General features: G+C 66.6%; 21 protein-coding genes and 1 pseudogene. 13 read left to right on the top strand and 9 right to left on the bottom strand.

Annotation, left to right across the window (positions count from 1 at the left end; genetic code table 11):
• On the bottom strand, positions 1 to 848 hold an 848-nt coding region (locus tag O1Q03_RS07905; RefSeq protein WP_269502613.1), incomplete at its 3' end, for a rhodanese-like domain-containing protein.
• Positions 849 to 971: 123 nt separating this feature from the next.
• The gene (locus O1Q03_RS07900) at positions 972 to 1,538 is read right to left on the bottom strand and encodes a cysteine dioxygenase (protein WP_269502612.1); all 567 of its coding nucleotides are present in this window, start codon (positions 1,536 to 1,538) and stop codon (positions 972 to 974) included.
• Positions 1,539 to 1,612: 74 nt separating this feature from the next.
• Here O1Q03_RS07900 and O1Q03_RS07895 point away from each other — a divergent pair, with 74 nt between their 5' ends.
• Positions 1,613 to 2,536 carry a LysR family transcriptional regulator gene (locus O1Q03_RS07895; RefSeq protein WP_269502610.1) on the top strand — a complete coding sequence of 308 codons (924 nt, stop codon included), beginning with the start codon at positions 1,613 to 1,615 and terminating at the stop codon, positions 2,534 to 2,536.
• A gap of 61 nt (positions 2,537 to 2,597) precedes the next feature.
• On the opposite strand, the gene O1Q03_RS07890 is transcribed toward O1Q03_RS07895, so the two are convergent.
• Complete coding sequence (locus O1Q03_RS07890) at positions 2,598 to 3,956, bottom strand: acyl-CoA dehydrogenase family protein (RefSeq protein WP_269502609.1); 1,359 nt, start codon at positions 3,954 to 3,956, stop codon at positions 2,598 to 2,600.
• Between the two features lie 554 nt (positions 3,957 to 4,510).
• On the opposite strand from O1Q03_RS07890, the gene O1Q03_RS07885 reads away from it, so the two are divergent.
• The 8 genes from O1Q03_RS07885 (at position 4,511) to O1Q03_RS07850 (ending at position 12,677) form a co-directional block, all read left to right on the top strand.
• The gene (locus O1Q03_RS07885) at positions 4,511 to 5,596 is read left to right on the top strand and encodes an LLM class flavin-dependent oxidoreductase (protein WP_269502607.1); all 1,086 of its coding nucleotides are present in this window, start codon (positions 4,511 to 4,513) and stop codon (positions 5,594 to 5,596) included.
• Positions 5,597 to 5,616: 20 nt separating this feature from the next.
• Positions 5,617 to 6,462, top strand: a complete 846-nt coding sequence (locus O1Q03_RS07880; protein ID WP_269502605.1) for a class II aldolase/adducin family protein — start codon at positions 5,617 to 5,619, stop codon at positions 6,460 to 6,462.
• Positions 6,463 to 6,504: 42 nt separating this feature from the next.
• Positions 6,505 to 7,539 (top strand): ABC transporter substrate-binding protein, encoded by a 1,035-nt coding sequence (locus O1Q03_RS07875; protein WP_269502604.1) that lies wholly within the window; start codon positions 6,505 to 6,507, stop codon positions 7,537 to 7,539.
• A gap of 4 nt (positions 7,540 to 7,543) precedes the next feature.
• Entirely contained in the window at positions 7,544 to 8,635 is a 1,092-nt protein-coding gene (locus O1Q03_RS07870) for an ABC transporter permease (protein ID WP_269502603.1), read from the top strand.
• Complete coding sequence (locus tag O1Q03_RS07865; protein WP_269502602.1) at positions 8,629 to 9,444, top strand: ABC transporter ATP-binding protein; 816 nt, start codon at positions 8,629 to 8,631, stop codon at positions 9,442 to 9,444. The genes O1Q03_RS07870 and O1Q03_RS07865 overlap by 7 nt, the downstream gene beginning before the upstream one ends.
• Before the next feature lie 53 nt (positions 9,445 to 9,497).
• Positions 9,498 to 10,691 (top strand): c-type cytochrome, encoded by a 1,194-nt coding sequence (locus O1Q03_RS07860; protein WP_269502601.1) that lies wholly within the window; start codon positions 9,498 to 9,500, stop codon positions 10,689 to 10,691.
• Positions 10,692 to 10,757: 66 nt separating this feature from the next.
• Complete coding sequence (locus O1Q03_RS07855) at positions 10,758 to 11,711, top strand: ABC transporter substrate-binding protein (protein ID WP_269502600.1); 954 nt, start codon at positions 10,758 to 10,760, stop codon at positions 11,709 to 11,711.
• Between the two features lie 99 nt (positions 11,712 to 11,810).
• On the top strand, positions 11,811 to 12,677 hold the full coding sequence (locus tag O1Q03_RS07850) for an MOSC domain-containing protein (protein ID WP_269502598.1): 867 nt from the start codon (positions 11,811 to 11,813) through the stop codon (positions 12,675 to 12,677).
• Positions 12,678 to 12,991: 314 nt separating this feature from the next.
• On the opposite strand, the gene O1Q03_RS07845 is transcribed toward O1Q03_RS07850, so the two are convergent.
• Both O1Q03_RS07845 and O1Q03_RS07840 read right to left on the bottom strand, forming a co-directional pair.
• Positions 12,992 to 14,383: a sensor histidine kinase gene (locus O1Q03_RS07845; protein WP_269502628.1), complete on the bottom strand. Its 1,392-nt coding sequence runs from the start codon at positions 14,381 to 14,383 to the stop codon at positions 12,992 to 12,994.
• 55 nt (positions 14,384 to 14,438) lie between these two features.
• Complete coding sequence (locus tag O1Q03_RS07840; RefSeq protein ID WP_269502597.1) at positions 14,439 to 15,113, bottom strand: response regulator; 675 nt, start codon at positions 15,111 to 15,113, stop codon at positions 14,439 to 14,441.
• 123 nt (positions 15,114 to 15,236) lie between these two features.
• Here O1Q03_RS07840 and O1Q03_RS07835 point away from each other — a divergent pair, with 123 nt between their 5' ends.
• The 4 genes from O1Q03_RS07835 (at position 15,237) to O1Q03_RS07820 (ending at position 20,554) form a co-directional block, all read left to right on the top strand.
• Positions 15,237 to 16,337, top strand: a complete 1,101-nt coding sequence (locus O1Q03_RS07835) for an ABC transporter substrate-binding protein (RefSeq protein WP_269502596.1) — start codon at positions 15,237 to 15,239, stop codon at positions 16,335 to 16,337.
• A 131-nt stretch (positions 16,338 to 16,468) separates the two neighbouring features.
• On the top strand, positions 16,469 to 18,241 hold the full coding sequence (locus O1Q03_RS07830) for an ABC transporter permease (RefSeq protein WP_269502594.1): 1,773 nt from the start codon (positions 16,469 to 16,471) through the stop codon (positions 18,239 to 18,241).
• On the top strand, positions 18,234 to 19,301 hold the full coding sequence (locus tag O1Q03_RS07825) for an ABC transporter ATP-binding protein (protein WP_269502593.1): 1,068 nt from the start codon (positions 18,234 to 18,236) through the stop codon (positions 19,299 to 19,301). The genes O1Q03_RS07830 and O1Q03_RS07825 overlap by 8 nt, the downstream gene beginning before the upstream one ends.
• A gap of 161 nt (positions 19,302 to 19,462) precedes the next feature.
• Complete coding sequence (locus tag O1Q03_RS07820) at positions 19,463 to 20,554, top strand: porin (protein WP_269502592.1); 1,092 nt, start codon at positions 19,463 to 19,465, stop codon at positions 20,552 to 20,554.
• A gap of 216 nt (positions 20,555 to 20,770) precedes the next feature.
• On the opposite strand, the gene O1Q03_RS07815 is transcribed toward O1Q03_RS07820, so the two are convergent.
• The 4 genes and pseudogenes from O1Q03_RS07815 to O1Q03_RS40130 all read right to left on the bottom strand — a co-directional run.
• Positions 20,771 to 22,060 (bottom strand): T6SS immunity protein Tli4 family protein, encoded by a 1,290-nt coding sequence (locus O1Q03_RS07815; protein ID WP_269502591.1) that lies wholly within the window; start codon positions 22,058 to 22,060, stop codon positions 20,771 to 20,773.
• Positions 22,057 to 24,045 carry an esterase/lipase family protein gene (locus O1Q03_RS07810; RefSeq protein ID WP_269502590.1) on the bottom strand — a complete coding sequence of 663 codons (1,989 nt, stop codon included), beginning with the start codon at positions 24,043 to 24,045 and terminating at the stop codon, positions 22,057 to 22,059. The genes O1Q03_RS07815 and O1Q03_RS07810 overlap by 4 nt, the downstream gene beginning before the upstream one ends.
• The gene (locus O1Q03_RS07805) at positions 24,038 to 24,715 is read right to left on the bottom strand and encodes a DUF2345 domain-containing protein (protein ID WP_269502589.1); all 678 of its coding nucleotides are present in this window, start codon (positions 24,713 to 24,715) and stop codon (positions 24,038 to 24,040) included. The genes O1Q03_RS07810 and O1Q03_RS07805 overlap by 8 nt, the downstream gene beginning before the upstream one ends.
• Before the next feature lie 108 nt (positions 24,716 to 24,823).
• Positions 24,824 to 25,015: pseudogene (locus O1Q03_RS40130) on the bottom strand (type VI secretion system Vgr family protein); the annotation flags it as partial.
• Positions 25,016 to 25,043 lie beyond the last annotated feature (28 nt).

The following is a 25,043-nucleotide window of genomic DNA, read 5'->3' as shown; positions in this document are numbered from 1 at the left end:
AGCGCGGCGACGTCCGCGAGCGCGATCCGCGGCACGCCGGCGCGCTCGGCCACCGCGCGCGCGGCGCGGCGGGCTGCGTCGCGCTGCGCGGGCTCGATGTCGTCCGGAAAGCGTCGCGCGGCCCCGCGCTCGAGCGTCTGGCCGGCCAGCGTCCAGCCGATCGTGCCGTTGCGCAGCGCCGCGACGGGGTTCGGCAATCCCGCGTTGATCAGCGACTGCGTGCCGATGATGCTGCGCGTGCGGCCCGCGCAGTTCACCACGACCTGCGTGTGCGGATTCGGCGCGAGCGCACGCACGCGCAGCACCAGTTCCGCGCCCGGCACGCTCGTCGACGTCGGGATGTTCATCGTCTGGTATTCGTCGAAACGGCGCGCATCGACGATCACGACGTCGGCCTTCGCGTCGATCAGCGCCTGCACTTCCTGCGCGGACAGCGACGGCGTGCGGCGCTCGGCCTCGACCCATTCGCCGAACGACTTGCTCGGCACGTTCACGTCGATGAACAGTTCGCCGCCCGCGGCGAGCCAGCCCGCGAGGCCGCCTTCGAGCACCCGCACGTCGGTATAGCCGAGCTGCGCGAGCTTCGCGGCCGCGTGCGGCGCGAGGTCCTCGCCGTCGGCTTCGCCGTAGACGACGATCGGCGTGTCGCGGCGCGGAATGCGCGTCCACGCGTCGAGTTCGAGCTTCGACAGCGGAAAGTTCGCGGCCCACAGCGGATGGCCCTGTGCGTACGGGTCCTCCTCACGCACGTCGATCAGCGCGATCTCGTCGCGGGCCAGCAGGCGCGCGCGTACGTCGTGGTACGACGCGACGGGAAAACGGGAAGTGGAATCAGCGGATTGCGTCACGATGTCTCTGTTGAATTCTGTTGAAGTCGATGAAGAAGGCAAACGGAAAACGGATGAATCTTGCGGCTGCCGGCACGCGCGTGCAACGGACCGCGCACACGCATCCGGCAGCACGCATGCGCGTCACGCATTCGAATAGCCGGACACGAACGGCTTCACGGTGCCGTCGTCGAGGAATACCGCGCGCTCGACCTTGCCGATGTTCGCGCCGTACACGTGGATGCTGATCGACACCTGATCGGCGAACGCGTTGGTCACGCGATGCACGTCGCCGATGCGCGGCGACACGGCCTCGACCTCGCCGGGCTCGAGCCGCACCGCATCGCCCGCCGGCACCGGCTTGCCGGTCGCGTCGAACCGGTACGGCTGCGACAATTCGCCGCCGCGCAGCATCCCGATCAGCCCCCACACCGTGTGGTTGTGGATCGGCGTCGCCTGGCCGGGCCCCCACACGAAGCTGACGACGGAAAACCGCTCGTCCGGGTCGAGATACAGCAGGTACTGGCGGTAGCGCTCGGGATCGGGTTGCGCGAACGCGTCGGGCAGCCAGTCGTCGTGCGCGACGAGCGCGCCGAGCAGCGCCCCGCCCTCGTCAAGGATGCGCGCCTCGTTCGCGCCGGACGCGAGCAACGCGCGCAGCCCGTCGACGAACGGACGCAGCGGCGTCTGATGCAACGAAAGCGTACTCATCGGCTGGCTCCTCGAATATGATGCCGAATATGATGGATCGTCATGATGCACCTGAAAGACCATGCAGAACAAACATGAAAATTAGCGATATCGATGCTTTTGCAGCGGTCGTGCGCTGTCAGACACTGAGCCAGGCCGCGGCCGAGCTCGGGATGACGCAACCCGCGATCACGCGGCGCGTGCAGAATCTCGAGGAAGCGCTCGGCGTGACGCTGCTCGACCGCAACACGAAGCCGCCGCGCCCGACCGACATCGGGCTGCAGGTGTTCGAACAGTGTCGCGCGATCCTGCGCGAAGTCGATGCGCTGCGCGAACTGACGGCCGGCCAGCGGCCGCCCGCCGGCGAATTCCGCGTCGGCCTCACACAGGGGCTCGGCGAGCTGATGCTGCCCGGCCTGATCGCGCAGCTCGCCGAACAATGGCCCGCGCTCGCGACGCAGGTCACGACCGCGTGGGGCGGCATGCTCGTCGAGCGCGTCGCGCGCCGCGAACTCGACGCGGCACTGGTCTTCCTCGCACGCGAGATGGTGCTGCCGCCGCACGTCGAAGGCGTTCGGCTGCTGGCCACGCGGCTCGTCGCGGTCGGGCGCAAGGGCGACTGGCCGCGCCGCAGCTACCGGCTCGCGGATTGCCACGCGCGCGGCTGGGTGCTCAATCCCGACGGCTGCGGCTTTCGTGCGGGCCTGCGCCGCGCGCTCGACGCGCAGGGGCTGCCGATGCCGGTCACGCTCGACACCTATGGCCGCGACCTGCAGCTGCAGAGCGTCGCGAACGGGTTCGGCATCGGGCTGATGCCGCTGCCGCTCGTCGAAGGCAGCCCGCTGCGCGACGCGCTCGACATCGTGCCGCTCGCCGATTTCAAACCGCAGATCGATCTGTGGCTGCTGCACCGGCAGGATGCCGCGCGCTTCGCGGCGCCGCTCGCGGCCGTGGCCGCGCATGCGCGCACGGCGTTCGCGCTGCCCGCCGATACGGCCGAGCGCGACGAAGCCGCCTGAGCCCGACCGGCGACGACTGCACGGCGTCGTCCGGGCCCTGCCCGCTGCGACACCGGCCCGGTCACGCATCGGTTCGACCGGACGCCGGCGCGTGGCGTGACGACCAGCCGGTTTCGCCGGTTTCGCCAGTCTCGCCGCTCTCGCCGCTTTCGCCGTTCGTCGCTGCACGTCGCGCCGCCGCTTCGAGCGCGGCACGGCCGGCCGCGACCGCGATCGCATCATCCTGCGGCGTATGCACGCGGCTGCACAGCACGTCCCGATAATGGCGTTCGAGCGGATTGCGCCGGCTCAGCCCGTGATTGCCCGACAGCTTCAGCGCGTGCTCGACGACACGGATCGCGTGCTCCGTCACGGTACGCTTGACGAGCCCGCTCGTCGTCACCGACGGCGCGTCGCCCGCATCGGTGCGCGCGATGTGATCGTCGAGCAGCACGCGGTTCGCATGCAGCCAGCCTTCGATCTCGCCGACGGCCTCCTGCACGCGCGGCAGCGTCGCGAGCGGCGCACCGAGCCCGCTCGGCGCGCGGGTCGCCGCGAAGTCGAGCAGCCAGTCGCGCGACGCGCGCGCCACCGCGTCGTAAAGACTCCCGAGCAGCGCGACCATCCACGCGTGCTGGTCGGCCTGCGCGTCGGCGTCCGCGTGACTCGCGGCCGACACGGCCCATGCATCCGGCGCACGCACGTCCACCGCATGATCGGCGGGCAGCGGCACGTCGTCGAACACCACCTCGTGGCTGCCCGATGCGCGCAGCCCGAGATGATCCCAGCTCTCGATCACGCGGATCCGCGCATCGTCCGCGCCATGCTCGCGCGGCACCAGGAACACGCCGACGCGCGGCTCGGCTTCGTCGGTGCGCGCCCACACGGCCAGCCAGCGCAGCGCCGGAATGCCGGTGCTGTACAGCTTGTGGCCGGATAACCGCCAGCCGTCGCCGTCGCGGCGCACGATCGTGTCCGGCAGGCCGCCGCGCGATGGCGAGCCGAGCGCCGGCTCGACCCGCAACGCGTTGATCAGCGCGCCTTCGTCGACCGCGCTGGCGAACACCGCCGCCCGCAGACGCGCGGGCCAGCGGTTGTCCGCCCGGCCGAGCGCGCGATGCTGCAGGTACGTCATCGTCAATACCAGTGCGGTGGCGGGATCGGCGCGCGCGACGGCAGCCACGATCCGGCTCGCCTGCGCGAGCGTCGCGCCCGCGCCGCCATGCTCGCGCGGCACGACCTGGGCGATCAGCCCGGCACGGTGCAGCCGCGCGAAGTTCTCGTGCGGGAAGCGCCGTTCGGTGTCGTTGCGGGCAGCGTCCGCGGCGAGTTCGGGTGCGAGACGCTCGAGCAGCGCGGCCACGCGCGCATCGTCGGCAGGCAGGTGGCGCAGCGACGACTGCTGGGCAGGCGGCGAGGAGGCAGCAAGGCTGGCGGACATCGGTACGGATTCCCTCGGTAACGGCGTAATTGACTAGGCTACGCAACGGCGGAGATCGACGGGCTGGTGGCGCGGCGGTGCTTCGCGTTGCTTGGCGTGCTCGGCGTTGCTTGGCGTTGCTTCGCAGTACTCGGCGGTGCTCGGCGGTGCTCGGCGGTGCTCGGCGGTGCTCGGCGGTGCTCGGCAGTGCTCGGCAGTGCTCGGCAGTGCTCGGCAGTGCTCGGCAGTGCTCGGCCGACGATACTTCGGCCCGGCGTCGCTGAAGCCCGAACGGTTCGGAGCGAATCGCGACGGACCGCTCACGTCGAGCGGCATACCGATCCGGCGCATACCCGCGCGGAAGCCTTCCGCGACACGCAGCGGCCACCGTCCCGATTCGATCGCGAGCCCACAGCGTATGCGCAACGCGTAGCCGCCCAAACCATGCAAATCTGATATTCAATTCGGGATTGATTATTTCCGTTTTGCATGATCGTGGCGGTAATCTGCGCTCCATTCCCGCCCCGGACGGCCGCCGCCGCCCGCGCCGGGCCGTCCCAGCACCGGAGACCCAGATGAGCGTCGAATTCATCGGCATGATCCAGAGCCAGAAGCAGTCGGAAATCCATCCGCCGTCCGGCCCCGTCGTCGACCCCGACTATGTCCGCGCGTTCGCCCGCGCCCACGAAGCAGCCGGCTTCGACCGGATCCTCGTCCCGCATCACTCGACCGGCCCGTCGGCAACGCTGACGATCGCATTCGCGGCCGCCGCGGCCGAGCGCATCCATTTCATGCTCGCGCATCGTCCGGGCTTCACCGCGCCGACACTCGCCGCGCGGCAGATCGCGACGCTCGACCAGTTCAGCCGCGGCCGGCTGGCCGTGCACTTCATCTCCGGCGGCTCGGACAGCGAACAGCAGCGCGACGGCGACTTCCTCGACCACGACGCGCGCTATGCGCGCACCGACGAATATCTCGGCATCCTGCGGCGCATCTGGACCGAAACCAAGCCGTTCGATCACGACGGCGCGCATTACCGCTTCACGCAGGGCTTTTCCGAAGTGAAGCCGTTCCAGCAGCCGCACGTGCCGATCTACTTCGGCGGCGCGTCGGAAGCGGCGCTCGAAGTGGCCGGCAAGCACGCGGACGTCTATGCGCTGTGGGGCGAGTCGCTCGACCAGGTGCGCGACCTGACGACGCGCGTGCGTGCCGAAGCCGCGAAGCACGGCCGGCAAGTGCGCTTCTCGGTGTCGTTCCGCCCGATTCTCGCGGCGACCGAAGACGAAGCATGGGCGCGCGCGCACCGGATCCTCGATGAAACGCGCCGGCTGCGCGAAGCGGCCGGGCTCGGCGCGGGCGGCCCGCAGCAAAGCGAAGGCGCACGCCGCCTGCTCGCCGCGGCCGAACGCGGCTCGCGCGTCGACAAGCGCCTGTGGACCGAGATCGCGAAGCTCACCGGCGCGCGCTCGAATTCGACCGCGCTGGTCGGCACGCCCGAACAGGTCGCCGATGCACTGCTCGACTACTACGACCTCGGCGTGACGACCTTCCTGATCCGCGGCTTCGACCCGCTCGACGATGCGATCGACTTCGGCCGCGAGCTGATTCCCCGTGTGCGCAGTGCGGTCGCGGCACGCGACGCCGCGCGTCGCGCAGCCTGACGCAAACGGAGACGCCCGCCATGTCCGCCGTCCTGCACGCTTCCTCGCCCGTACGCACCGCGTCGGGCCTCGCACTCGCCGACACGCCGCGCCAGCATTTCTGGTTCGAGCCGTCCGCGCCGCGCTTCGACGTCGCCGCCGAGCGCCGCCACCGGCAGGAGCGGCTCGCGGCCGCATTCCGGCTGTTCGCGCGCTTCGGCTTCGCCTCGGGGCTCGCCGGCCACATCACCGCGCGCGATCCGGAACTGCCCGACCACTTCTGGGTGAATCCGCTCGGCGTGCATTTCTCGCAGATCAAGGTGTCGGACCTCCTGCTCGTCAATGCCCGCGGCGAAACCGCGATCGGCAACCGGCCGCTGAACAAGGCCGCGTTCGCGATCCATGCGGCGATCCACGACGCGCATCCGCATATCGTCGCGGCCGCGCATACGCATTCGACCTACGGCAAGGCGTGGTCGACGCTCGGCCGCACCCTCGATCCGCTCACGCAGGACGCATGCGTGTTCTACGAGGACCACGCGCTGTTCGACGACTTCACGGGGATGGTCGTCGATACGAGCGAAGGCGCGCGGATCGCCGCTGCGCTCGCGAAACCCGACGGCACGACGCACAAGGGCGTGATCCTGAAAAACCACGGAATCCTGACGGCCGGCCCGACGGTGGAAGCCGCCGCGTGGTGGTACATCGCGCTCGACAACGCCGCGCATACGCAGTTGCTCGCCGAAGCGGCCGGCACGCCGCAACCGATCGACCACGCGACCGCGCGGCACACCCACGGCCAGATCGGCGGCCCCGACGGCGCGCTGCATGCGTTCGACAGCCTGTTCGCGCGCGTCGTGGCCGACGAACCCGACCTGCTCGACTGAACACCCTCGCACGAGACCGGAACCGCAACCGGAGACCACACCATGACCGATACCACCGCATCCGCGCCGCCCGGCGCGCACGACGACACACGCCGCCGGCTGCTGCGCGCGGCCGGCGCCGCCGCACTCGCCGTGCCGGCCATCACGCTCGGCCGCAAGGCCTGGTCGGCGCCGCCGCTGAAAAAGCTCACGTTCGCGTGGAACCAGAACGCGTTCTGCCTGACGCCGATCGTCGTCGCGCAGGAGCAAGGCTTCTTCGAGAAGAACGGGCTGAAGGTCGAGCTGATCAACTACAGCGGCTCGACCGACCAGTTGCTCGAATCGATCGCGACCGGCAAGGCCGACGCGGCGGTCGGGATGATCCACCGCTGGCTCAAGCCGCTCGAAGCCGGCTTCGACGTGAAGATCATCGGCAGCTCGCACGGCGGCTGCGTGCGGCTGCTCGGCTCGAAGACGGCCGGCGTCACGACGCTGCAGGCGCTGAAGGGCAAGACCGTCGGCGTGAGCGATCTCGCCGCGCCCGGCAAGCACTTCTTCTCGATCCTGCTCGCGAAGAACGGCATCGATCCCGAACGCGACATCACGTGGCGGCAGTATCCGGCCGACCTGCTCGGCGTCGCGGTCGACAAGGGCGAGATCCAGGCGATCGCCGACGGCGACCCGAACCTTTACCTGCTCGAAAAGCGCAGCAACGGCGCGTATACCGAACTCGCGACGAACCTGTCCGGCGAATACGCGCGCAAGGTGTGCTGCGTGATCGGCGCGCGCGGCGACCTCGTGCGCAACGACCGGCCGGCTGCGGCCGCGCTCGCGCGCTCGATCGTGCAGGCCACCGAATACACGCACGACAACCCGAACGAAGCCGCGAAGGCATTCGCGAAATATTCGCCGAAGATCAACCCGGACGACCTGCGCAAGCTGTACGCGACGCTGACCTATACGCACCACCCGACCAACGTCGACCTGCAGCAGGAAATCGCGTTCTATGCGGACGACTTCCGCCGCATCAACGTGCTGAAGAAGAGCACCGACCCGCAGCGCTTCGCGCAGCAGGTCTATGCGAACGTGCTGGGGTGACGCGATGTCGACGATCGAACACGCGTCCACTGCACGCCCCGCATCGGCACCGGCCGGTGCCGCCACCGCCGCGCCGTCCCGTGCCGCGTGCACCGCCTGCGACGCGACGCTGGCGGCCGAAGCCCGCCGGTCGCGCATCTGGCCGATCGGCATCGTCGCGGCGCTCGCGTGGGCGGTGCTCGGCGCGCTCACGCGGCTGTGGCCGAACCGCGTCGTCGGCTTCACCGACTGGGCGTACACCGACACGTTCGGCACCGCCGCGTGGGTGATCGCCGCGCTGCTGCTCGTCGCCGCGACACTCGGCCATCGCGTGCCGGCCACCCGCGCACGGCTCGCCCGCGTGCGGCCGGCCGGCCCCTGGCTCGTCGCGCTGCCGCTCGTGCTCGCCGCGTGGGAAATCGTCACCGCGAAAACCGGCTGGCTGCCGACGCCGTTCTTCGCGCCGCCGCAGGCGCTGATCGAGGTGTACGTCGACGACTGGCCGCGCCTCGCCGGCAGCGCCGGCAATACGCTGAAGCTGCTCGCGCTCGGTTTCGCATACGGCGTCGCGGTCGGGTTCGCGGTCGGCGTGTCGATCGGCTGGTCGCGCCGCATCGGCTACTGGGTGCATCCGGTGCTGCGCGTGCTCGGCCCCGTGCCGGCCACCGCGCTGCTGCCGCTCACGTTCTACTTTTTCCCGACCAGCTATTCGGCCGCCGCGTTCCTGATCGCGCTGGCGACCGGCTTCCCGGTCGCGGTGCTGACGTGGTCGGGCGTCGCGAGCGTGAACCGCCAGTACTACGACGTCGCGCGCACGCTCGGCGCGAACGCGCGCTTCCTGGTGCTGCGCGTCGCGATTCCGGCCGCGCTGCCGCACGTGTTCGTCGGCATCTTCATGGGACTGAGCGCGTCGTTCACGGTGCTGGTCGTCGCCGAGATGATGGGCGTCAAGTCAGGGCTCGGCTGGTACCTGAGCTGGGCGCAGGGCTGGGCATCGTACGTGAACATGTATGCGGCGCTGATCGTGATGGCGCTGCTGTTTTCCGGGCTGATCGCGCTGCTGTTCGCGGTGCGCGACCGTGTGCTCGCGTGGCAGAAAGGAACCGTCAAATGGTAAGCGCCGCCGTTCTCGAATCGTCCGTTTCAGCGGCGCCCGATGCCGCAGCGCCGCGCGGTGCGCGTATCGACATCCGGCGCGTCAGCCACGCATTCGACGGCCCCGGCGGCCCGCTGCCGGTGCTCGACGACGTCACGCTGTCGGTCGCGGCCGGCGAATTCGTCGCGCTGCTCGGCCCGAGCGGCTGCGGGAAATCGACGCTGCTGCGCCTCGTCGCGGGCCTCGACGCCGCGCGGCAAGGCACGATCGCGCAGGACGGCACGCCGATCGAGCAGCCCGATCCGTCGCGCATCGTCGTGTTCCAGGATCCGACGCTGTACCCGTGGCGCCGCGTGCGCGCGAACGTCGCGCTCGGTCTCGAAGCGCGCGGCGTGGCGCGCACCGCGCAGCATCGCGTCGACGATGCGCTCGCGCGCGTCGGGCTACAGGAATTCTCGAACGTGTTTCCGCATCAGCTATCGGGCGGGATGGCGCAGCGCGTCGCGCTCGCGCGTGCGCTCGTCAACGATCCGCGGCTGCTGATCCTCGACGAGCCGCTCGGCAAGCTCGACTCGCTGACGCGGCTCACGATGCAGGCCGAACTCACCGCGCTGTGGCAACGCGACGGATTTTCCGCGCTGCTCGTCACGCACGACGTCGAGGAAGCGCTGTTTCTCGCGCAGCGCGTGATCGTGTTCGGGCCGCGTCCCGCACGGATCGTCGCCGAACTGCGGGTCGACCTGCCCTATCCGCGCCATCGCGGCGACCCGCGTCTCGCCGAACTGCGCCACGAAGCGCTGCGGCATCTCGGACTCGATGCGAGCTGGTAGATGCGCGGTGTCGTTCGCCGGCTCGCCGGTCCGCAGCGGCAAAGGCCGCGCCGATGAGCGCGCCGCCGTTTGCCGATTGGGCGCTCGTATTCCTGCAACTGCTGTATCGCGTGCAGACCGCGCTGTCGCAGGCGCTGCATGCGGCCGGCCTGAGCGGCGACGCCGACGGGCAAGCCGCATGGCCATGGGCGCACCGGGTCGCACTGGAAACGTTGCGCATCGACGCAGCGCTCACGCGGCAGCTCGCGTTCGCCATTGCCGCGACCGCACTCGCCGTCGCGCTCGGCGGCATCGCGATCGCGTCGCGCAAGTGGCGTGCGGCATCGGCCATCGCCGCGCTGGCCGTCGCGTGGTTCGCGCCGTGGCCGCCGTCGTCGCTGTGGCTCGCGCCCGCCGTGCCCACGAGCTTCCAGCGCAATCCCGCGCCCTTTTCCGTGGAAAACGTGATGCTCGGCGCGCATCTGTATGCGCAACATTGCGCTGCCTGCCACGGCACGGACGGCCGCGGCGAGGGGCCGCTCGCGGCGACGCTCGCGCACTGGCCGCCGACCTTCGCCGGCACGCTGCTCACGCACCGGCTCGACGGCGAACTGTACTGGCGCGTGCGGCACGGCACGCGCGACGAACACGGCGCGCCGTCGATGCCCGGCTTTGCCGCGACGCTCGATCCCGCCGATACCTGGGCCGTGCTCGACTACCTGAAAGCGCTGTCGGCCGGCAGCGGCGCGCGGGCCGAAGGCGCGTGGCCGGTGCCCGTCCCGCTGCCGGTGCTCGACGTGCGCTGCGGCAACGCCGCGCCGCAACCGCTCGACCGCTGGCGCGAAGGCCAGCGCGTGCGCATCGTCGCGCTCGCGCCGGACGGCACGCCACCGGCGGAAGACCCGCGCTGGCAGACGTTGCTCGTCACCGACGGCGCGACGCGCGCGCCCGCGCCCGCGTCGTCGACCAGCGGTTCGCGTGCGAACTGCGTCGCGTCGACGCCCGGCGCATGGCAAGCGTTCGCGACGATCGCGGGGGTGGCGCCCGATGCGCTCGGCGGCACGCAACTGCTCGCCGACCGACGCGGCTGGCTGCGTGCGCGTGCATTGCCGGGCAGCGCGGGCTGGTCGGCCGACGACCTGCTGTGCCGCTCGGATGCGGCCGCACAACCGTCGAGCGTCGCCACGAACGCCGATCCGCTCACGACATTGCTGCTGCGCGTGGACGCCGAACCGGTGCGCGACGTGCAGGCCGGACTCCCGCATTGAATCCCTGAACCGTTTGCGAACCGCTTCCGATCCGTTTCCGACTCATTTCCCCGACCGAACCTCACGATGAATCCGACCCGACGCCAATTCCTCGCGCAAGCAAGCGCGCTCGCCACCGTCGCGCTGGCTCCGGCCGCACTGCACGCGCAATCGGGCGCCCGGCCGCTGCTGCGCGCCGGCGACCAGAAAGGCGGGCTGCGCGCGTTGCTCGAAGCGGCCGGGGAACTGAACGGGCTCCCATACGACATCGCGTGGACCGAATTCCCGGCCGCCGCGCCGCTGGCCGAAGCGCTGAACGCGGCGGCCGTCGACTGCGGGCCGATCGGCGACGCGCCGGTGATCTTCGCGCTCGCGTCCGGTGCGCGCATCAAGGTGATCGGCGCGAACCGTTCCGACCCGTACGGCACCGCGGTGCTCGTGCGGCCGGACGCGACGCTCAAGGGCGCGGCCGACCTCAAGGGCAAGCGCATCGGCACCACGCGCGGCTCGATCGGCCATTTCGTCACGCTGAAGGCGCTCGACGCGGCCGGTCTGCCGCCCGACGCGGTGTCGTTCCGCTTCCTGTCGCCAGCCGACACGATGCTTGCGCTCGCAACCGGATCGATCGACGCGTGGGCGACGTGGGAGCCGTACACCGCGCTGGCCGAAACGAGCGGCCGCGCGCGCGTGCTGGTCAACGGCCGCGGGCTGTGGTCGGGCCTCAGCTACGTCGCGGCAACCGACGCGGCGATCGCGTCGAAGCGCGACGTGCTGCACGACTTCGTGCAACGCGTCGTGCGCGCGCAGGTCTGGTCGTACCGGCACGTCGACGCCTATTCCGCGGCACTTGCCCGCATCATCGGCATTCCGCCGGCCGCCGCGAAGCTGCAGTTCGAGCGCCGCAACACGCGCTGGCAGGCGATCGACGCGACGGTGATCGCCGAGCAGCAGCGCACGGCCGACTTCTACCTGAAGGCCGGGCTGCTGCGCCAGCCGCTCGACGTGCGCACGACGTTCGACCTCGGTTTTCCACTGGCGTGAACGGCGGCGCGGCCGCGCGGCGGTGCGCAACCGCCCGAACGGCTTTCGTACGATCTGGCACAATCGCGATTCGACCCACCTCGCCCGTCCGCCAGCGTCATGCCAGCCATTTCCGAACTCTTCGTCTACCCGATCAAATCCTGCGCCGGCATCGCGCTGTCGCGCGCGCAGGTGCTCGAAACGGGCCTCGCATACGATCGCCACTGGCTGATCACCACCCCGGACGGGATGATGATCACGCAACGCACGCACCCGCGCCTCGCGCTGATCCGCACCGCGCTCGAAAGCGATGCGCTGGTGCTGAACGCGCCGGGGATGCCGGAGATCCGCACGCCGCTCGACGGCGATGCGACACCCGCGACGCCGAAGATGGCCGCGACCGTCTGGCGCGACACCGTCGACGCGATCGATACCGGTGCCGAAACGGCCGCATGGCTCACCGGATTCCTCGGCACGCCGCTGAAGCTCGCGCGCTTCGGCGCCGACGCACGTCGCGGCTGCAACCGCAAATGGACGGGCGACATCGATACGCACACGCAGTTCGCGGACGGTTATCCGCTACTCGTGATCGGCCAGTCGTCGCTCGACGACCTGAACGCGAAGCTCGCCGCGAAAGGCGCGCCGGCGATTCCGATGAACCGCTTCCGTCCGAACATCGTCGTGTCGGATCTCGATGCGTACGAAGAGGATTTCGTCGAACACCTCGACGCCGAAGGCGCGACGCCGGTGCGGCTGCGCCTCGTCAAGCTGTGCACGCGCTGCCCGATGCCGACGATCGATCAGGCGACCGGCGCGCCGAACCCGGCATGGCCGCACGAGCCGACCGACACGATGCAGACCTATCGCGCGAACCCGAACTACGACGACGCGCTGACGTTCGGCATCAACGCGATCGTCGTCGAAGGCGCTGGCGCATGGCTCGAGGTCGGGCAGACAGTCGCGTCGGAAATCGGCTTCGGCGATTGAGCGGCAGTCGAAGCGGCGCTCAAGGAACCGCGTCGCTCAAGGAACCGCGTCGCTCTAGGAACCGTATAGGCGGCGCAATCGGGAAGCGGCCGGTCGGGCGTATAGCTGCCGGCTGACGGATCGAACCGCAACGTGCGCCGATACTTGCGCGTGCGATCCCCGGCCGACAGTCATGAGGCGCCGAAGCGCGTTTTTCGGCACGACGCGCAGCCCGGGCACGCGGGGCGTAGCCGAACGTGCGCGGTTCAGCCCATCCGCGCCGTCGCGCACGGCACCGCACCCTTGCCCGACCCTCATGCGCGTTACCGCGCACGCTATCCGCCCTGCGCGATCGGCAGCAGGATCGTCACGACCAACCCGCCGCCCACCGCATCCGCGAGCGTCACGCTGCCCTGATGCACGCGCGCGATTTCCCGCACGATCGACAGCCCGAGCCCCGTGCCTTCGACCGTCTGCGTCTTGCTGCCGCGATGGAACCGCTCGAACACCGCGTCGCGCTCGCCGGCCGGAATACCGGGCCCGTTGTCGATCACGTCGAGCCGCGCATGCTCGCCGTCACGCGATACGCGCACCGTGATCACCGCGCGGTCGCCCGAGTAGCGGATCGCGTTGTCGATCAGGTTGCCGACCATTTCGCCGAGCAGGTCGGGCTGCCCGAGCACGTCGACATCGGCCTCGTGCTCGAACCCCAGGTCGATGTCGCGCGAGCGCGCAACCGGCGACCAGTCGAGCGTCACGCTGCGCGCGAGCCGGTGCAGCGCGAGCCGCTGGTGCGCGACGGCCTGCCCGCTGTCCGAATCGAGCCGCGACAGCGACAGCAGTTGCTGGACGATCTTCGCGGCCTGCCGCACCGCGCCGTTCACGCGCCGCAGATGGACGTTCACGCGCGGCTGCTCGTCGGGCCGCAACGCCAGCTCGACGCCGGCCTGCACGGCCGCGAGCGGCGTCTTCAGCTGATGGGCCGCATCGGCGAAGAAGCGCCGGCGCGCGACCTGCATCCGCTGCGTGCGGCCGATGTACTGGTTGATCGACTCGACGAGCGGCGCGAGCTCGCTCGGCATGCCGCCGGTGTCGAGCGGCGTCGGATCGCCGTCGCTGCGCGCGGCGACCGTCGCCGACAGCCGGTTCAGCGGCCGTAACCCGCGCCCGACGCCGAGCCACACGATCCCGAGCGCGAGCACGACGAGCAACCCTTCCTGCAGCAGCGAACCCATCAGGATCTCGCGCGCGAGCGCCTGGCGCGCCTCGATCGTCTCGCCGACCATCACCCAGACGATGCGCGTCTGCGCGGTCGGCACGTCGTGCACCGGCACGCGCAGCGCGGCCATGCGCAACCGCTCGCCGCGATAGACGACGTCGTAGTAGCGCGTCGCGAACAGCACGCCGTCGCCGTGCGGCAGCGGCAGGTCCGGATACCCGGTGATCGTGCGGCCGTTGTCTTCGCGGATCAGATAGTAGATCTTGCCGCCGTCGCCCGACTCGAACATCTCGAGCGCGAGATACGGCAGGTCGACCTCGATCTCGCCGTCGTTGAGCCGCACGCCTTCGCGGATCGACTTCAGCGACGACGACAGCGTGCGGTCGAACGCCACGTGCGCGGCGCTCATCGCGCGCTGGTACGTGAGCCACGAGTCGAGCGCGAGCAGCCCAAGCAGCGGCAGCAGCAGCCACAGCGCGACCTGCGTGCGCAGGTTCGGACGGCGCATCATGCGTGCCGCCGCGCAGCATCGACCATGAAACGAACGCGGGCGCAAAAGCGCTTCATTCCGCCGCCTTCGCTTCGAGCAGATATCCGAGCCCGCGCAGCGTGACGATCGCGATGCCGGTGTTCTCGAGCTTCTTGCGCAGCCGGTACACGTAGATCTCGATCGCATCCGCGTTGACCGACTCGTCGATCCCGAAGATCTTCTCCGACAGCGTTTCCTTGTTGATCGCGCGGCCGTTGCGCAGGATCAGCACTTCCAGCACCGAGCGCTCGCGCGGCGTGAGCGACAAGGGTTCGCCGGCGAGGCGGAAACTGCGATCGACGCTGTCGTACGACAGCGTCCCGCATTCGACCTGCGCATGCTCGTGGCCGAGGCTGCGCCGGATCAGCGCGCGGGCGCGCGCCTCCAGCTCGGTCAATTCGAACGGCTTCGCGAGATAATCGTCGGCCCCGAGGTCGAGCCCCTTCACGCGGTCCTCGACCGAGCCGTGCGCGGTGAGGATCAGCACCGGCACCGGATTGCGGCGCGCGCGCAGCCGCCGCAGCACCTCGAGCCCGTCGAGCTTCGGCAGCCCGAGATCGAGGATCACCAGCGCGTAATCCTGCGTGCGCAGCACGTGATCCGCCGCCTCCCCATCCGCCATGTGATCGACCGCGAAACGCGCGGCGCTCAGCGCGTCGTTCAGCGATTGCGCCAGATTCGGGTTGTCTTCGACGAGCAGCACACGCATGGGGACCTCGGGAAATCCATGACTCAAAGGTCGCTATTGTGAACCGAAATGAAAGCAGGCTGAAAGTGCGTCGCAATTAACATCCGCCTCACACGAACAACACACAGGTAACTGGAGGAAGACATGCCGTTTGCACCGAAGCACCTCGCCGCCGCGCTGGCGATCGTCCTGGGCACCGCCGCCGGCGCCGCCGCCGCACAGGTTCCGGCCGGGTATCCGGGTAACTACCAGGGTGTGGTCGACGCCGCGAAGAAGGAAGGCAAGCTGATCGTCTACTCGACGACCGACACCGGGCTCGTGCGCCCGCTGATCAAGGATTTCGAAAGCCTGTACGGCCTGAAGGTCGAGTACAACGACATGAACAGCACCGAGCTGTACAACCGCTACATCAGCGAGAACGCGGCCAGCAGCACCAGCGCCGACGTGCTGTGGAGCTCGGCGATGGACCTGCAGGTCAAGCTCGTCAACGACGGGCTGATGGCGTCGTACGATTCGCCCGAAAGCGCGAACGTGCCGCAATGGGCGCAATACCAGAAGCAGGCGTACGGCACGACGTTCGAGCCGCTGGCGATCGTCTACAACAAGCGCCTGATCCCCGAGAACGAAGTGCCGAAGACCCGCGCCGACCTGATCAAGCTGCTCGCGTCGCAACCCGACAAATTCAAGGGCAAGCTGACGACGTACGACGTCGAGAAGTCCGGCGTCGGCTTCAACGCGCTGACGCAGGACGCACACCTGAACGAGAAGGTCACGTGGGAGCTCGTGAAGGCGATCGGCGCGACCGGCCCGAAGCTGCAGTCGAGCACCGGCGCGATGATGGAGCGCATCTCGTCGGGCGAGAACCTGATCGGCTACAACATCATCGGCTCGTATGCGTACGCGAAGGCGAAGAAGGACAAGTCGATCGGCTACGTATTCCCGAAGGACTACACGCAGGTCGTGAGCCGCCTGGCCACGATTTCGAAGAAGGCGAAGAACCCGAACGCCGCGAAGCTGTGGGTCGACTACCTGCTGTCGAAGCGCGGCCAGACGCTGATCGCGAACCAGGCGAACTTGTTCGCGATCCGCGCGGACGTGACCGGCGAAACGTCGGCCGCGAGCCTCACGAAGGAACTCGGCGATTCGCTGAAGCCGATCCCGATCGGCACCGGCCTGCTCGTCTACCTGGACCAGTCGAAGCGCCTCGCGTTCCTGAAGCAATGGCAGCAGGCGATCAAGAGTTGATCCGCTGATCCGCTGATTCGCTGATCGGCTTCAGCCGACCAACGGCCGCCCGCCGCACGCCGCGCGGGCGGCCCCCTTCCCCTTACCGACTTCCTAGAGGCGGCCATCCGGATGGCCGCAGGGGTGAACTCATGCTTTCAACCAGCACACGCGGAACGGCGCCGGCCGCTCCGCCCTCCGCCAGCCACGGCGGCCCGATCCCCGCGCTGCCGGCCAACGGTCTGCAGCCGCTCGCCGGCATGCTGCGCTGGATCGTCGTCGCGGTGCTCACCATCGCGGTCGCGCTGCCGCTCGGCTTCATCCTGTTCCAGAGCTTCCTGTCCGCGCCGTTCTTCGATGCGAACAAGACGCTCGGCGTCGACGGCTTCCGCTTCATCTTCACCGACCCCGACTTCTGGTCGGCCGTGAAGAACTCGTTCATCATCGCCGGCGGGATGCTGTTCATTTCGATCCCGCTCGGCGGCATTCTCGCGTTCCTGATGGTGCGCACCGACCTGCCTGGCCGCCGCTGGCTCGAACCGCTGCTGCTCACGCCGGTGTTCGTGTCGCCGATGGTGCTTGCGTTCGGCTACGTGGTCGCGGTCGGCCCGGTCGGCTTCTACTCGGTGTGGTTCAAGGAACTGTTCGGGATGCAGAGCGTACCCTGGAACGTGTATTCGATCTTCGCGATCACGGTGATCGTCGGCCTCACGCATGTGCCGCACGTGTATCTGTACTCGTCGGCCGCGCTGCGCAACCTCGGCTCGGACGTCGAGGAAGCCGCCCGCGTGACCGGCGCCCGTCCGTTCCGCGTCGCGCTCGACGTGAGCCTGCCGATGACGATGCCCGCGCTGCTGTTCGCCGGCGTGCTGGTGTTCTTCCTCGGCTTCGAGGTGTTCGGGCTGCCGCTCGTGCTCGGCGATCCGGAAGGCCACCTCGTGCTCGCGACCTACCTGTACAAGCTGACCAACAAGCTCGGCGTGCCGTCGTATCACCTGATGGCCGCGGTCGCCGTGTGCATCGTCGCGATCACGTTCCCGCTCGTGCTGCTGCAGCGCCGGCTGCTGAAGACCGCGAACCGCTTCGTCACCGTGAAGGGCAAGGCCGGCCGCGCGACGGTGCTGCCGCTCGGCGTGTGGCGCTGGGTCGCGCTCGCGATCGTCGCGCTGTGGCTGATGCTGACCGTGATCGTGCCGATCTCGGGCATCGTGCTGCGCGCGTTCGTGACCAACTGGGGCGAAGGCGTCGCGCTCGCCGAAGCGCTGACGCTGGCGAACTTCACCGAGCTGTTCGAGCAGGACAACCTGGTGCGCGCGATCGTCAACACGCTCGGCATCGGCGTGATCGGCGGTGCGCTCGCGGTCGGCTTCTACTCGCTCGTCGCGTTCGCCGGCCACCGCCGCAACGACTGGGCGACCAAGCTGCTCGACTACCTCGTGCTGCTGCCGCGCGCGGTGCCCGGCCTCCTCGCCGGTCTCGCGTTCCTGTGGATCTTCCTGTTCGTGCCCGGCCTGCGCGAGCTGAAGAACTCGATGTGGAGCATCTGGATCGCGTACACGGTCGTGTGGCTCGCGTACGGGATGCGGCTGATCCAGAGCGCACTGCTGCAGGTCGGCCCCGAGCTCGAGGAAGCCGGCCGCAGCGTCGGCGCGACGCGCAGCCGCGTGTCGCTCGACGTGACGCTGCCGCTCGTGCGCTTCGGCCTGCTCGCTGCGTGGCTGCTGATCTTCATGATCTTCGAGCGCGAATACTCGACCGCCGTCTACCTGCTGTCGCCCGGCACCGAAGTGATCGGCGCGCTGCTCGTGTCGCTGTGGGCGACCGGCGCCGTCGACCAGGTCGCCGCGCTCTCTGTCATCAACATCGCGATGGTCGGCGCCGGTCTCGGCGTGGCCCTGCGCTTCGGAGTGAAACTTCATGGATAAGCTCATCGTCGACGATCTGCACCTCAGCTACGGCGCCAACCCGATCCTCAAGGGCGTGTCGTTCGAACTGAAGGCCGGCGAAGTCGTGTGCCTGCTCGGCGCGTCGGGCAGCGGCAAGACCACGCTGCTGCGCGCGGTGGCCGGTTTGGAACAGCCGTCCGACGGCCGCATCCAGCTGGACGACCGCGTGTTCTTCGACGGCGCGCAGCGCGTCGACCTGCCCGTCGAACAGCGCTCGCTCGGCCTCGTGTTCCAGTCGTACGCGCTGTGGCCGCACCGCACCGTCGCCGACAACGTCGGCTACGGCCTCAAGCTGCGCCGCGTAGCGGCTGCCGAACAGAAGCGCCGCGTGCAGACCGCGCTCGACCAGCTCGGCCTCGGCCATCTCGCGGAACGCTTTCCGCATCAGCTGTCGGGCGGCCAGCAGCAGCGTGTCGCGATTGCGCGCGCGCTCGTCTACAACCCGCCGGTAATCCTGCTCGACGAGCCGCTGTCGAACCTCGACGCGAAGCTGCGCGAGGAAGCGCGTGCGTGGCTGCGCGAGCTGATCGTGTCGCTCGGGCTGTCGGCGCTGTGCGTGACGCACGACCAGACCGAGGCGATGGCGATGTCCGACCGCATCCTGCTGCTGCGCAACGGCCGCATCGAGCAGGAAGGCACGCCGGCCGAGCTGTACGGCGCGCCGCGCTCGCTGTACACCGCCGAATTCATGGGCAGCAACAACCGGATCGACGCGCGCGTCGCGGCCATCGACGGCGAACGCGTGACGCTTGCCGGCGACGGCTGGGAACTGCAGGCACTCGCCCGCGACACCTTCGCGCCGGGCCAGGATGCGCAGGCCGTGATCCGCCTCGAACGCGTGCAGGTCGCCGACGGCCCGGGCGCGAACCGGCTGCAAGCCGACCTCGTCACGTCGATGTATCTCGGCGACCGCTGGGAATACCTGTTCCATTGCGGCGAGATGCGGCTGCGCGCGTTCGGCCACCTGCCGCGCGCGGCCGGCAAGCACTGGATCGAATTCCCGGCCAACGACTGCTGGGCGTTCGCGAAAGCGGGCTGACCCCGGCGCGGCGGCCTGCGCGCGCCGCCGCGCATGCATTCCTGCGCGCATTCCGTGCCGACACATACGATCGGCGGACGCTTCCGGGCGTCCGCCGCGGACGGCTGCGCGCCGCGTATCCGCGTTACCCCAACTCACAACAAACCAAGGAGACACCGTCAATGAAGTCACGCGCAGAACGTTCCCTTCGCACCGCCGTCCTGGCCGGCTCGGCCGTCGCCGCCGGGCTCGCGGCAAGCGCCGCGCATGCGCAGTCGTCGGTCACGATCTACGGGATCATGGATGCCGGCATCGAATACACCAATCATGCGGCGCCCGACGGCGGCAATGCGTTCAAGCTGAAATCCGGCAACAAGAACACATCGCGCTGGGGCTTGCGGGGCGTCGAGGATCTCGGCGGCGGCCTGAAGGCCGTGTTCCGCCTCGAAAGCGGGATCGATCTCGCGAACGGCGCGTCCGACGACGGCCCCGACTCGATCTTCGCGCGCCGTGCGACGGTGGGCCTGAAAAGCAAATGGGGCGAGCTGACGCTTGGCCGCAACTTCACCGTCACGTACGACTACATGATGCCGTTCGACCCGATGGGCTACTCGCAGAACTACTCGTGGGCGAGCTCGTCGATGGCGACCGGCGGACGCAAGGACGGGATTTTCTCGCGCTCGTCGAACGCGGTGCGCTACGACGGCGAATTCAACAGCTTCAAGTTCGGCGCGCTGTACGGCTTCGGCAACGTGCCAGGCAGCGTGAAGACCAGCTCGAAGTACGACTTCGCGCTCGGCTACGAGGCCGGCCCGTTCGCGGCGGTCGTCACGTTCGACCGGCAGAACGGCGCGGCCGACAGCGTCACGCCGGCCGATACGGTCAACTATATCCAGGGCATCCATGCGGGCCTGAGCTACGACTTCGGCAACCTGAAGACGATGGCCGGCTATCGCAACTATCGGCGCACGTATCACACGAGCGCCGCGAACCAGTTGAGCGACATGTATTGGCTCGGCGGGTCGTACCAGTTCACGCCGACGTTCTCGGTGATCGCGGCCGTCTATCACCAGAACATCAAGGGCGGTAGCGATGCGGACCCGACGCTGGTGTCGGTGCGCGCGCACTATGCATTGTCGAAGCGCACGGTGCTGTATGCGTCCGGCGCGTTCGCGATCGCGCAGCATGGGGAGAAGGTCGGGGTGTCGCGCGATGTTAACGGGTATGGCACCACGCAGGTCGGGGTGACGGCGGGGATTCAGCAGCGGTTCTGATCTGACTTCACGGCACGGGCGGCGGCATGCTTCGTCGCCCGCCCGCCTCCATGCGATGCAGTCACAGGCCCTCGCGCATCATTGATGCGCCTAGCAACGTTGCCGCGCCTTGCGCACAAGCTGCAACAAAAGTTTGATGTTCCGCCCGCAAGTTGCCCGCCGCGGTCCGTCTCGCCACCCACTCGGATTACGTTGCGCATCGGTCGTTAGCTTCCATCAGACTTTGGGGGAATCGTTGTCCGTGCCTGCGGTGTCGGGCGGCGCAACGTCATCGGCAGCAACGAGCGTCCATGTAGTAGGGACGCTATGCTTCGATACCCGGCCTAACACCCGGTCCAGAATGCTCGGCTGACTCAATACCTCAACCGGCGGCATGACCGTGCCGAGTTCAAAGTATTGACGACTGCCGCCGACCACCGATAATCCGTTCGCCTCCGGGCATGTCCACCATCCGCTACGCGGGCAGGCCGCGCCGGTTCGCACGATCGAATGCAGCGGAACTGGCGGCGTGCCCGCATCGCTTGCCTGTGCCCCACCGGAAACGGGACGCAACCGAACTGAGTTCACGATCGATTCGAACAGCTTGGTTGCTTGCTCATCGGATAAGCCGGACCGCTGATCGGCGCGCGTCGTCAGTTCTACCGAAAGCGTCGGTTTCAGGGGTTGCAAGTGTTCTCCCTGCGCCTCCCACTGGAACTGGTAGGAGCGGAAACCGGCATCGGTCGGCAACGACCACAAGCCTTCCTCCCCCTTACGTCCGTTCACGTCGTGTTCGCCACGCTTCAATGTACGAATACCCGATACAAGCGCTTGCAGTGCACTCGGAATGACGCCGCCGTCGACCCGCTGCAATAACGACTTCGCATCCGGCTTTGCCGTCATCGTCGTTACGTGTACGAGCAGACCCGGTGCACTCGGCAGCTCGAACGTGATCGATGCTATTTCGTGCTGCGGCGTTTTCCCGTCATCCGCAAAGTAACCGTCTTTTATGCAAAATCCTGCCTCCGCAGGGATCTGATCCGGAATACGCGCCCGGAGACTCGGTAAAAATCTGGTTTTCAGGTTTTCAGTCACCTTTTCGTACTTATCGGCAGCAAATCCATCCTCGTCGATAAAAAATGTTCGACCATTAATCCATTTATACGCCTCAACACCAAGAATATTTCTTCTGTACAGGACCACAGATTTCAGAAAAATCATTCCATCATCGCGCAAATCGATAGCACGATCAAAAGCCAAATCATTCTTGCTTTCCGGCTTTTTAAGACTCTCTTCTCTTTCCCGCATTCTCTTTAGAAAAGCTGCGGAATTTGGATATCGCGCATTTGTTTGAACGAGGCCAAACATGTATTCGCCCATCTGTGCGTATAGTTCCATATTTGCTGGGACATCGACAAGATATCGTCCAACACAGTATGTTTTCGAGTCGTTCATATTGGGCTCGTCAGCGGCACAAGTTACAGACAAAAACGTGAGGATCAATGCTATAAGTTGCTGCACTTTCATGCACTTCCCCCAATAGATGTGCCCGATGGCTGGATCGTCGGCGCTAGTTGAATGATTTTTGCGATGCACCATAACACACACTGCCGCACCGGTTCATTGTTGTAAGACATTTGATGGTCAAAACCGGTCATACGGAACGTGACGGGTCGCGACCCACCTTGTGCGATCAAGTTCCCTGAATCGAACGGGACGGTTCCGTCACCGGAATAAACCATATCGCCCCACTGCTCGTCCTTTGGCGGTGGCGGAGCATTTTCCAATTTAAACGTCGCCTTTTGAAGGCCAACGCTCAAAACCGATTTCCCATTTAAATCAAAATCATTTGTCTTCAATGTAGGCAATTGCCACTCGAACTCGGACCCAACTTCGTGCTTCGTTGACCAATTGACGCTCCCAAAGGAGACTTGCTTTTTATCTGCACCATAGTATGCGTAAGTAACAGGGTGGCAATATAAATCAAGCGCATTATGGAACTTCTCAGCCACCCCAATCGCCTTAGTATAGCGATTGATATCTTCCTCGCCCCTATCGTCAGTCAATCCAGCGGGATTAATCAAATCCTCATTCACCATCCCCCACCACACGTCCTTTACGGTTGTGGAATATATCTCAGCATAAGGATTTGACAACGGCAGCGATGGCATAGCGTCGACCTTCTTTCCATATGTATATCGAAAGAATCTAAGCCATCCCGGCGCATAGTTCTTTGTCGGCAAGAGTTCCAATGGGCCAGGGGAATTTCCCATCACACATACAATATCAGCCGCGCTCCAACCCATAATCTCCGCTATCATTGCACCTTCAACATTAAACGACCCGTTCACTTCAGTACCGGCGCGGAAACGGCGATAGACGACCGGAGCGCCACCGAACGGTTGCACGCCGTGAACGATACCTAACACCGTATCCGGCCCGGCAACGCTCGCCGTGATGCTATCCGAATCGCTTGTTACGTCGCTCGAGTCCGGCGGTTTGATTCGGGTGCCCTTTACGCTATCGGACGGTTCCTGTCCGACGGCTTGACCACCGCCGGTTGCACTACCGGTACTACTTCCACTCCCGGAAATTGCGCTAGCGTTACCGCTCAATTTCTGCGCCGCGCGGCGGGCGACAAGTCCGCCCATCGAGTGAGTGACGATGATGACTTTTCCGGTAGAAATCCAATAGGAACCCTTCTTGTAGTATTCGACGGCTTCATTGATACGCGCGATGAGTTGATCTGCCGACGCGTCATTCGATGCGAGCCAGTTGTATCCGCACGCCCATACCGGGTAATAGTATTGAGACACTCGCGAGAATTCGTCAGGCGTTAATGGCTCGATAGTCACCCCCTGCGGATTCCACTCTTTGCGAACGTCGATAGACTGGTCCTTTACGATCCGCTCGAGCGTTTGCGCTACTTTCCAAACCTCTTTCGGCTGCTGCTCATCGGACGGCAATTCGGATTCAACGAACGGTTCGTTCAGCGCAAATTCGAGTTCGGCAAGAATTCCGCCGTAGCTATCGAAGTGAATTTCCCCCCATCCGCGCCGCTTCGCCTCATCGCTCGTCAAGGAAAACAAATAACGTGGAACGCTGACCTTTCCGCTTTTATCTACTTTGACCCGCTCAGGACCGATCTGAATTTGTCTTGCCGCCGGGCTTTGACGCAGTCGTCGAAACCATTCGCCAAGACCGGCCATCTTTCCATTAGGCGGTCGCCACGCAGGTTCACCTGGCTTCGATGCGTTCTCGTTGCCGCACAAATTCGTTCCCATGATGCCGGGAACAAAGATAACCGGGACAACGTGACGCGGAGGAAGTCGGCCGAGTGCGCACACCTTGAACGAGTCCGGGCTTGTTACGCTCCCGAAATGTGGGTTGCTGTCTACGTCGAACTGAAGCGGTACACGACGATACGCTTGCTTCGCTCCGCATCCCGAATTTTCGTTTGAAGTCTCAGAAATAGCCATTTCTATTGATTTTTTTTGCGTCTCTTCAATCAACTGGACGGAACGTAACCGGGCGAATTTCGCTATCGTTGACGGTCAGCGAGTGCGTACCGTCAGCTGCCAGCGTTCCTCGATCGCGGATATCACCGGCATCGTCAATCACGTTATGCGATAGACCGACATGCGGCTTTCCATCAGGACCAACAATCTTGAATCGCTCGTTGGTCTTCATAGACGATGTTGGCATGGACGGCAGGTCGGTTGACCCACCACCGCCCGTCACAGCCTGAAACCCACTCGATTCGATCCTATGTTCGCCTGTGGATGACTCTACAATCTTGCCGTTCGCAAGCTTGATGATCGCGCCGTTGGTTCGCAGTTCGAGTTCCGGAGCCTCAAGAATCAGCTTTTTCAGCGAATAGATATGCAAGTCTTCAGACGTGCCGATTTCGCCCTTGCCTTGATGGACCTGAACCGACAAATCACCGGACCCGACAATCCACTTCATTCCGCCCTTCGCGAACGCGGATAAACCTTGCGCCGCACGCATCAGAACGCGACGGCCGGCGCTTATGTTCGCATCCTGCGCGGCGACAGATTCGACATGACCGCCGGCAACGGTCAGGACGTTTGCCGGACTGGACACCGCTACACCATCGGGCGCGGTAATGCCAATCGCCGCCGCGCCGCCATCGTCCTTCCAATCGCGAATCGCCTTCGTCAACTTCTCTTGCGGCCCGGTATCCGTTTCGTAGGCGTCGTGCGTTGATGACAGTTCGCCAAGTCGTTTCGCGATGGAAAGCGCGAGTTCCAATTGACCAGTGAATTCAGCGCGGTCGAGCACGCGTCCACTCGCGTTGTTGCGGCCGTCCGTCGAAAGCAGCATGCCGTGTGCGGCGCGGATCGCACCCGCCAGATCGGTGCGAAGTTCGAAGCCTTCGCCGCGCTTCTCTGACCAACCTTTGTCGCGCGGATGGCCGATCCAGCCTTGATTAAGTTGCGTCTTGCCGTGCTCTGACGACAATTTTGTCTTTGTCTGCGCCGTCGTGTCG

This window comes from Burkholderia sp. IMCC1007 (assembly GCF_027257875.1).
In the GTDB taxonomy this organism is placed as follows: Bacteria; Pseudomonadota; Gammaproteobacteria; order Burkholderiales; family Burkholderiaceae; genus Burkholderia.
This window is presented reverse-complemented; position numbering and strand designations above follow the sequence as displayed.

What these genes read in the sequence shown, in the direction of transcription:
- O1Q03_RS07820 (WP_269502592.1), top strand. Translation starts at nt 19,463, where the DNA reads ATGAAGTCACGCGCAGAACGTTCCCTTCGCACCGCCGTCCTGGCCGGC.
- O1Q03_RS07900 (WP_269502612.1), bottom strand. Translation starts at nt 1,538, where the DNA reads ATGAGTACGCTTTCGTTGCATCAGACGCCGCTGCGTCCGTTCGTCGAC.
- O1Q03_RS07850 (WP_269502598.1), top strand. Translation starts at nt 11,811, where the DNA reads ATGCCAGCCATTTCCGAACTCTTCGTCTACCCGATCAAATCCTGCGCC.
- O1Q03_RS07865 (WP_269502602.1), top strand. Translation starts at nt 8,629, where the DNA reads ATGGTAAGCGCCGCCGTTCTCGAATCGTCCGTTTCAGCGGCGCCCGAT.
- O1Q03_RS07835 (WP_269502596.1), top strand. Translation starts at nt 15,237, where the DNA reads ATGCCGTTTGCACCGAAGCACCTCGCCGCCGCGCTGGCGATCGTCCTG.
- O1Q03_RS07870 (WP_269502603.1), top strand. Translation starts at nt 7,544, where the DNA reads ATGTCGACGATCGAACACGCGTCCACTGCACGCCCCGCATCGGCACCG.
- O1Q03_RS07860 (WP_269502601.1), top strand. Translation starts at nt 9,498, where the DNA reads ATGAGCGCGCCGCCGTTTGCCGATTGGGCGCTCGTATTCCTGCAACTG.
- O1Q03_RS07885 (WP_269502607.1), top strand. Translation starts at nt 4,511, where the DNA reads ATGAGCGTCGAATTCATCGGCATGATCCAGAGCCAGAAGCAGTCGGAA.
- O1Q03_RS07830 (WP_269502594.1), top strand. Translation starts at nt 16,469, where the DNA reads ATGCTTTCAACCAGCACACGCGGAACGGCGCCGGCCGCTCCGCCCTCC.
- O1Q03_RS07895 (WP_269502610.1), top strand. Translation starts at nt 1,613, where the DNA reads ATGAAAATTAGCGATATCGATGCTTTTGCAGCGGTCGTGCGCTGTCAG.
- O1Q03_RS07840 (WP_269502597.1), bottom strand. Translation starts at nt 15,113, where the DNA reads ATGCGTGTGCTGCTCGTCGAAGACAACCCGAATCTGGCGCAATCGCTG.
- O1Q03_RS07880 (WP_269502605.1), top strand. Translation starts at nt 5,617, where the DNA reads ATGTCCGCCGTCCTGCACGCTTCCTCGCCCGTACGCACCGCGTCGGGC.
- O1Q03_RS07890 (WP_269502609.1), bottom strand. Translation starts at nt 3,956, where the DNA reads ATGTCCGCCAGCCTTGCTGCCTCCTCGCCGCCTGCCCAGCAGTCGTCG.
- O1Q03_RS07875 (WP_269502604.1), top strand. Translation starts at nt 6,505, where the DNA reads ATGACCGATACCACCGCATCCGCGCCGCCCGGCGCGCACGACGACACA.
- O1Q03_RS07815 (WP_269502591.1), bottom strand. Translation starts at nt 22,060, where the DNA reads ATGAAAGTGCAGCAACTTATAGCATTGATCCTCACGTTTTTGTCTGTA.
- O1Q03_RS07825 (WP_269502593.1), top strand. Translation starts at nt 18,234, where the DNA reads ATGGATAAGCTCATCGTCGACGATCTGCACCTCAGCTACGGCGCCAAC.
- O1Q03_RS07855 (WP_269502600.1), top strand. Translation starts at nt 10,758, where the DNA reads ATGAATCCGACCCGACGCCAATTCCTCGCGCAAGCAAGCGCGCTCGCC.
- O1Q03_RS07845 (WP_269502628.1), bottom strand. Translation starts at nt 14,383, where the DNA reads ATGCGCCGTCCGAACCTGCGCACGCAGGTCGCGCTGTGGCTGCTGCTG.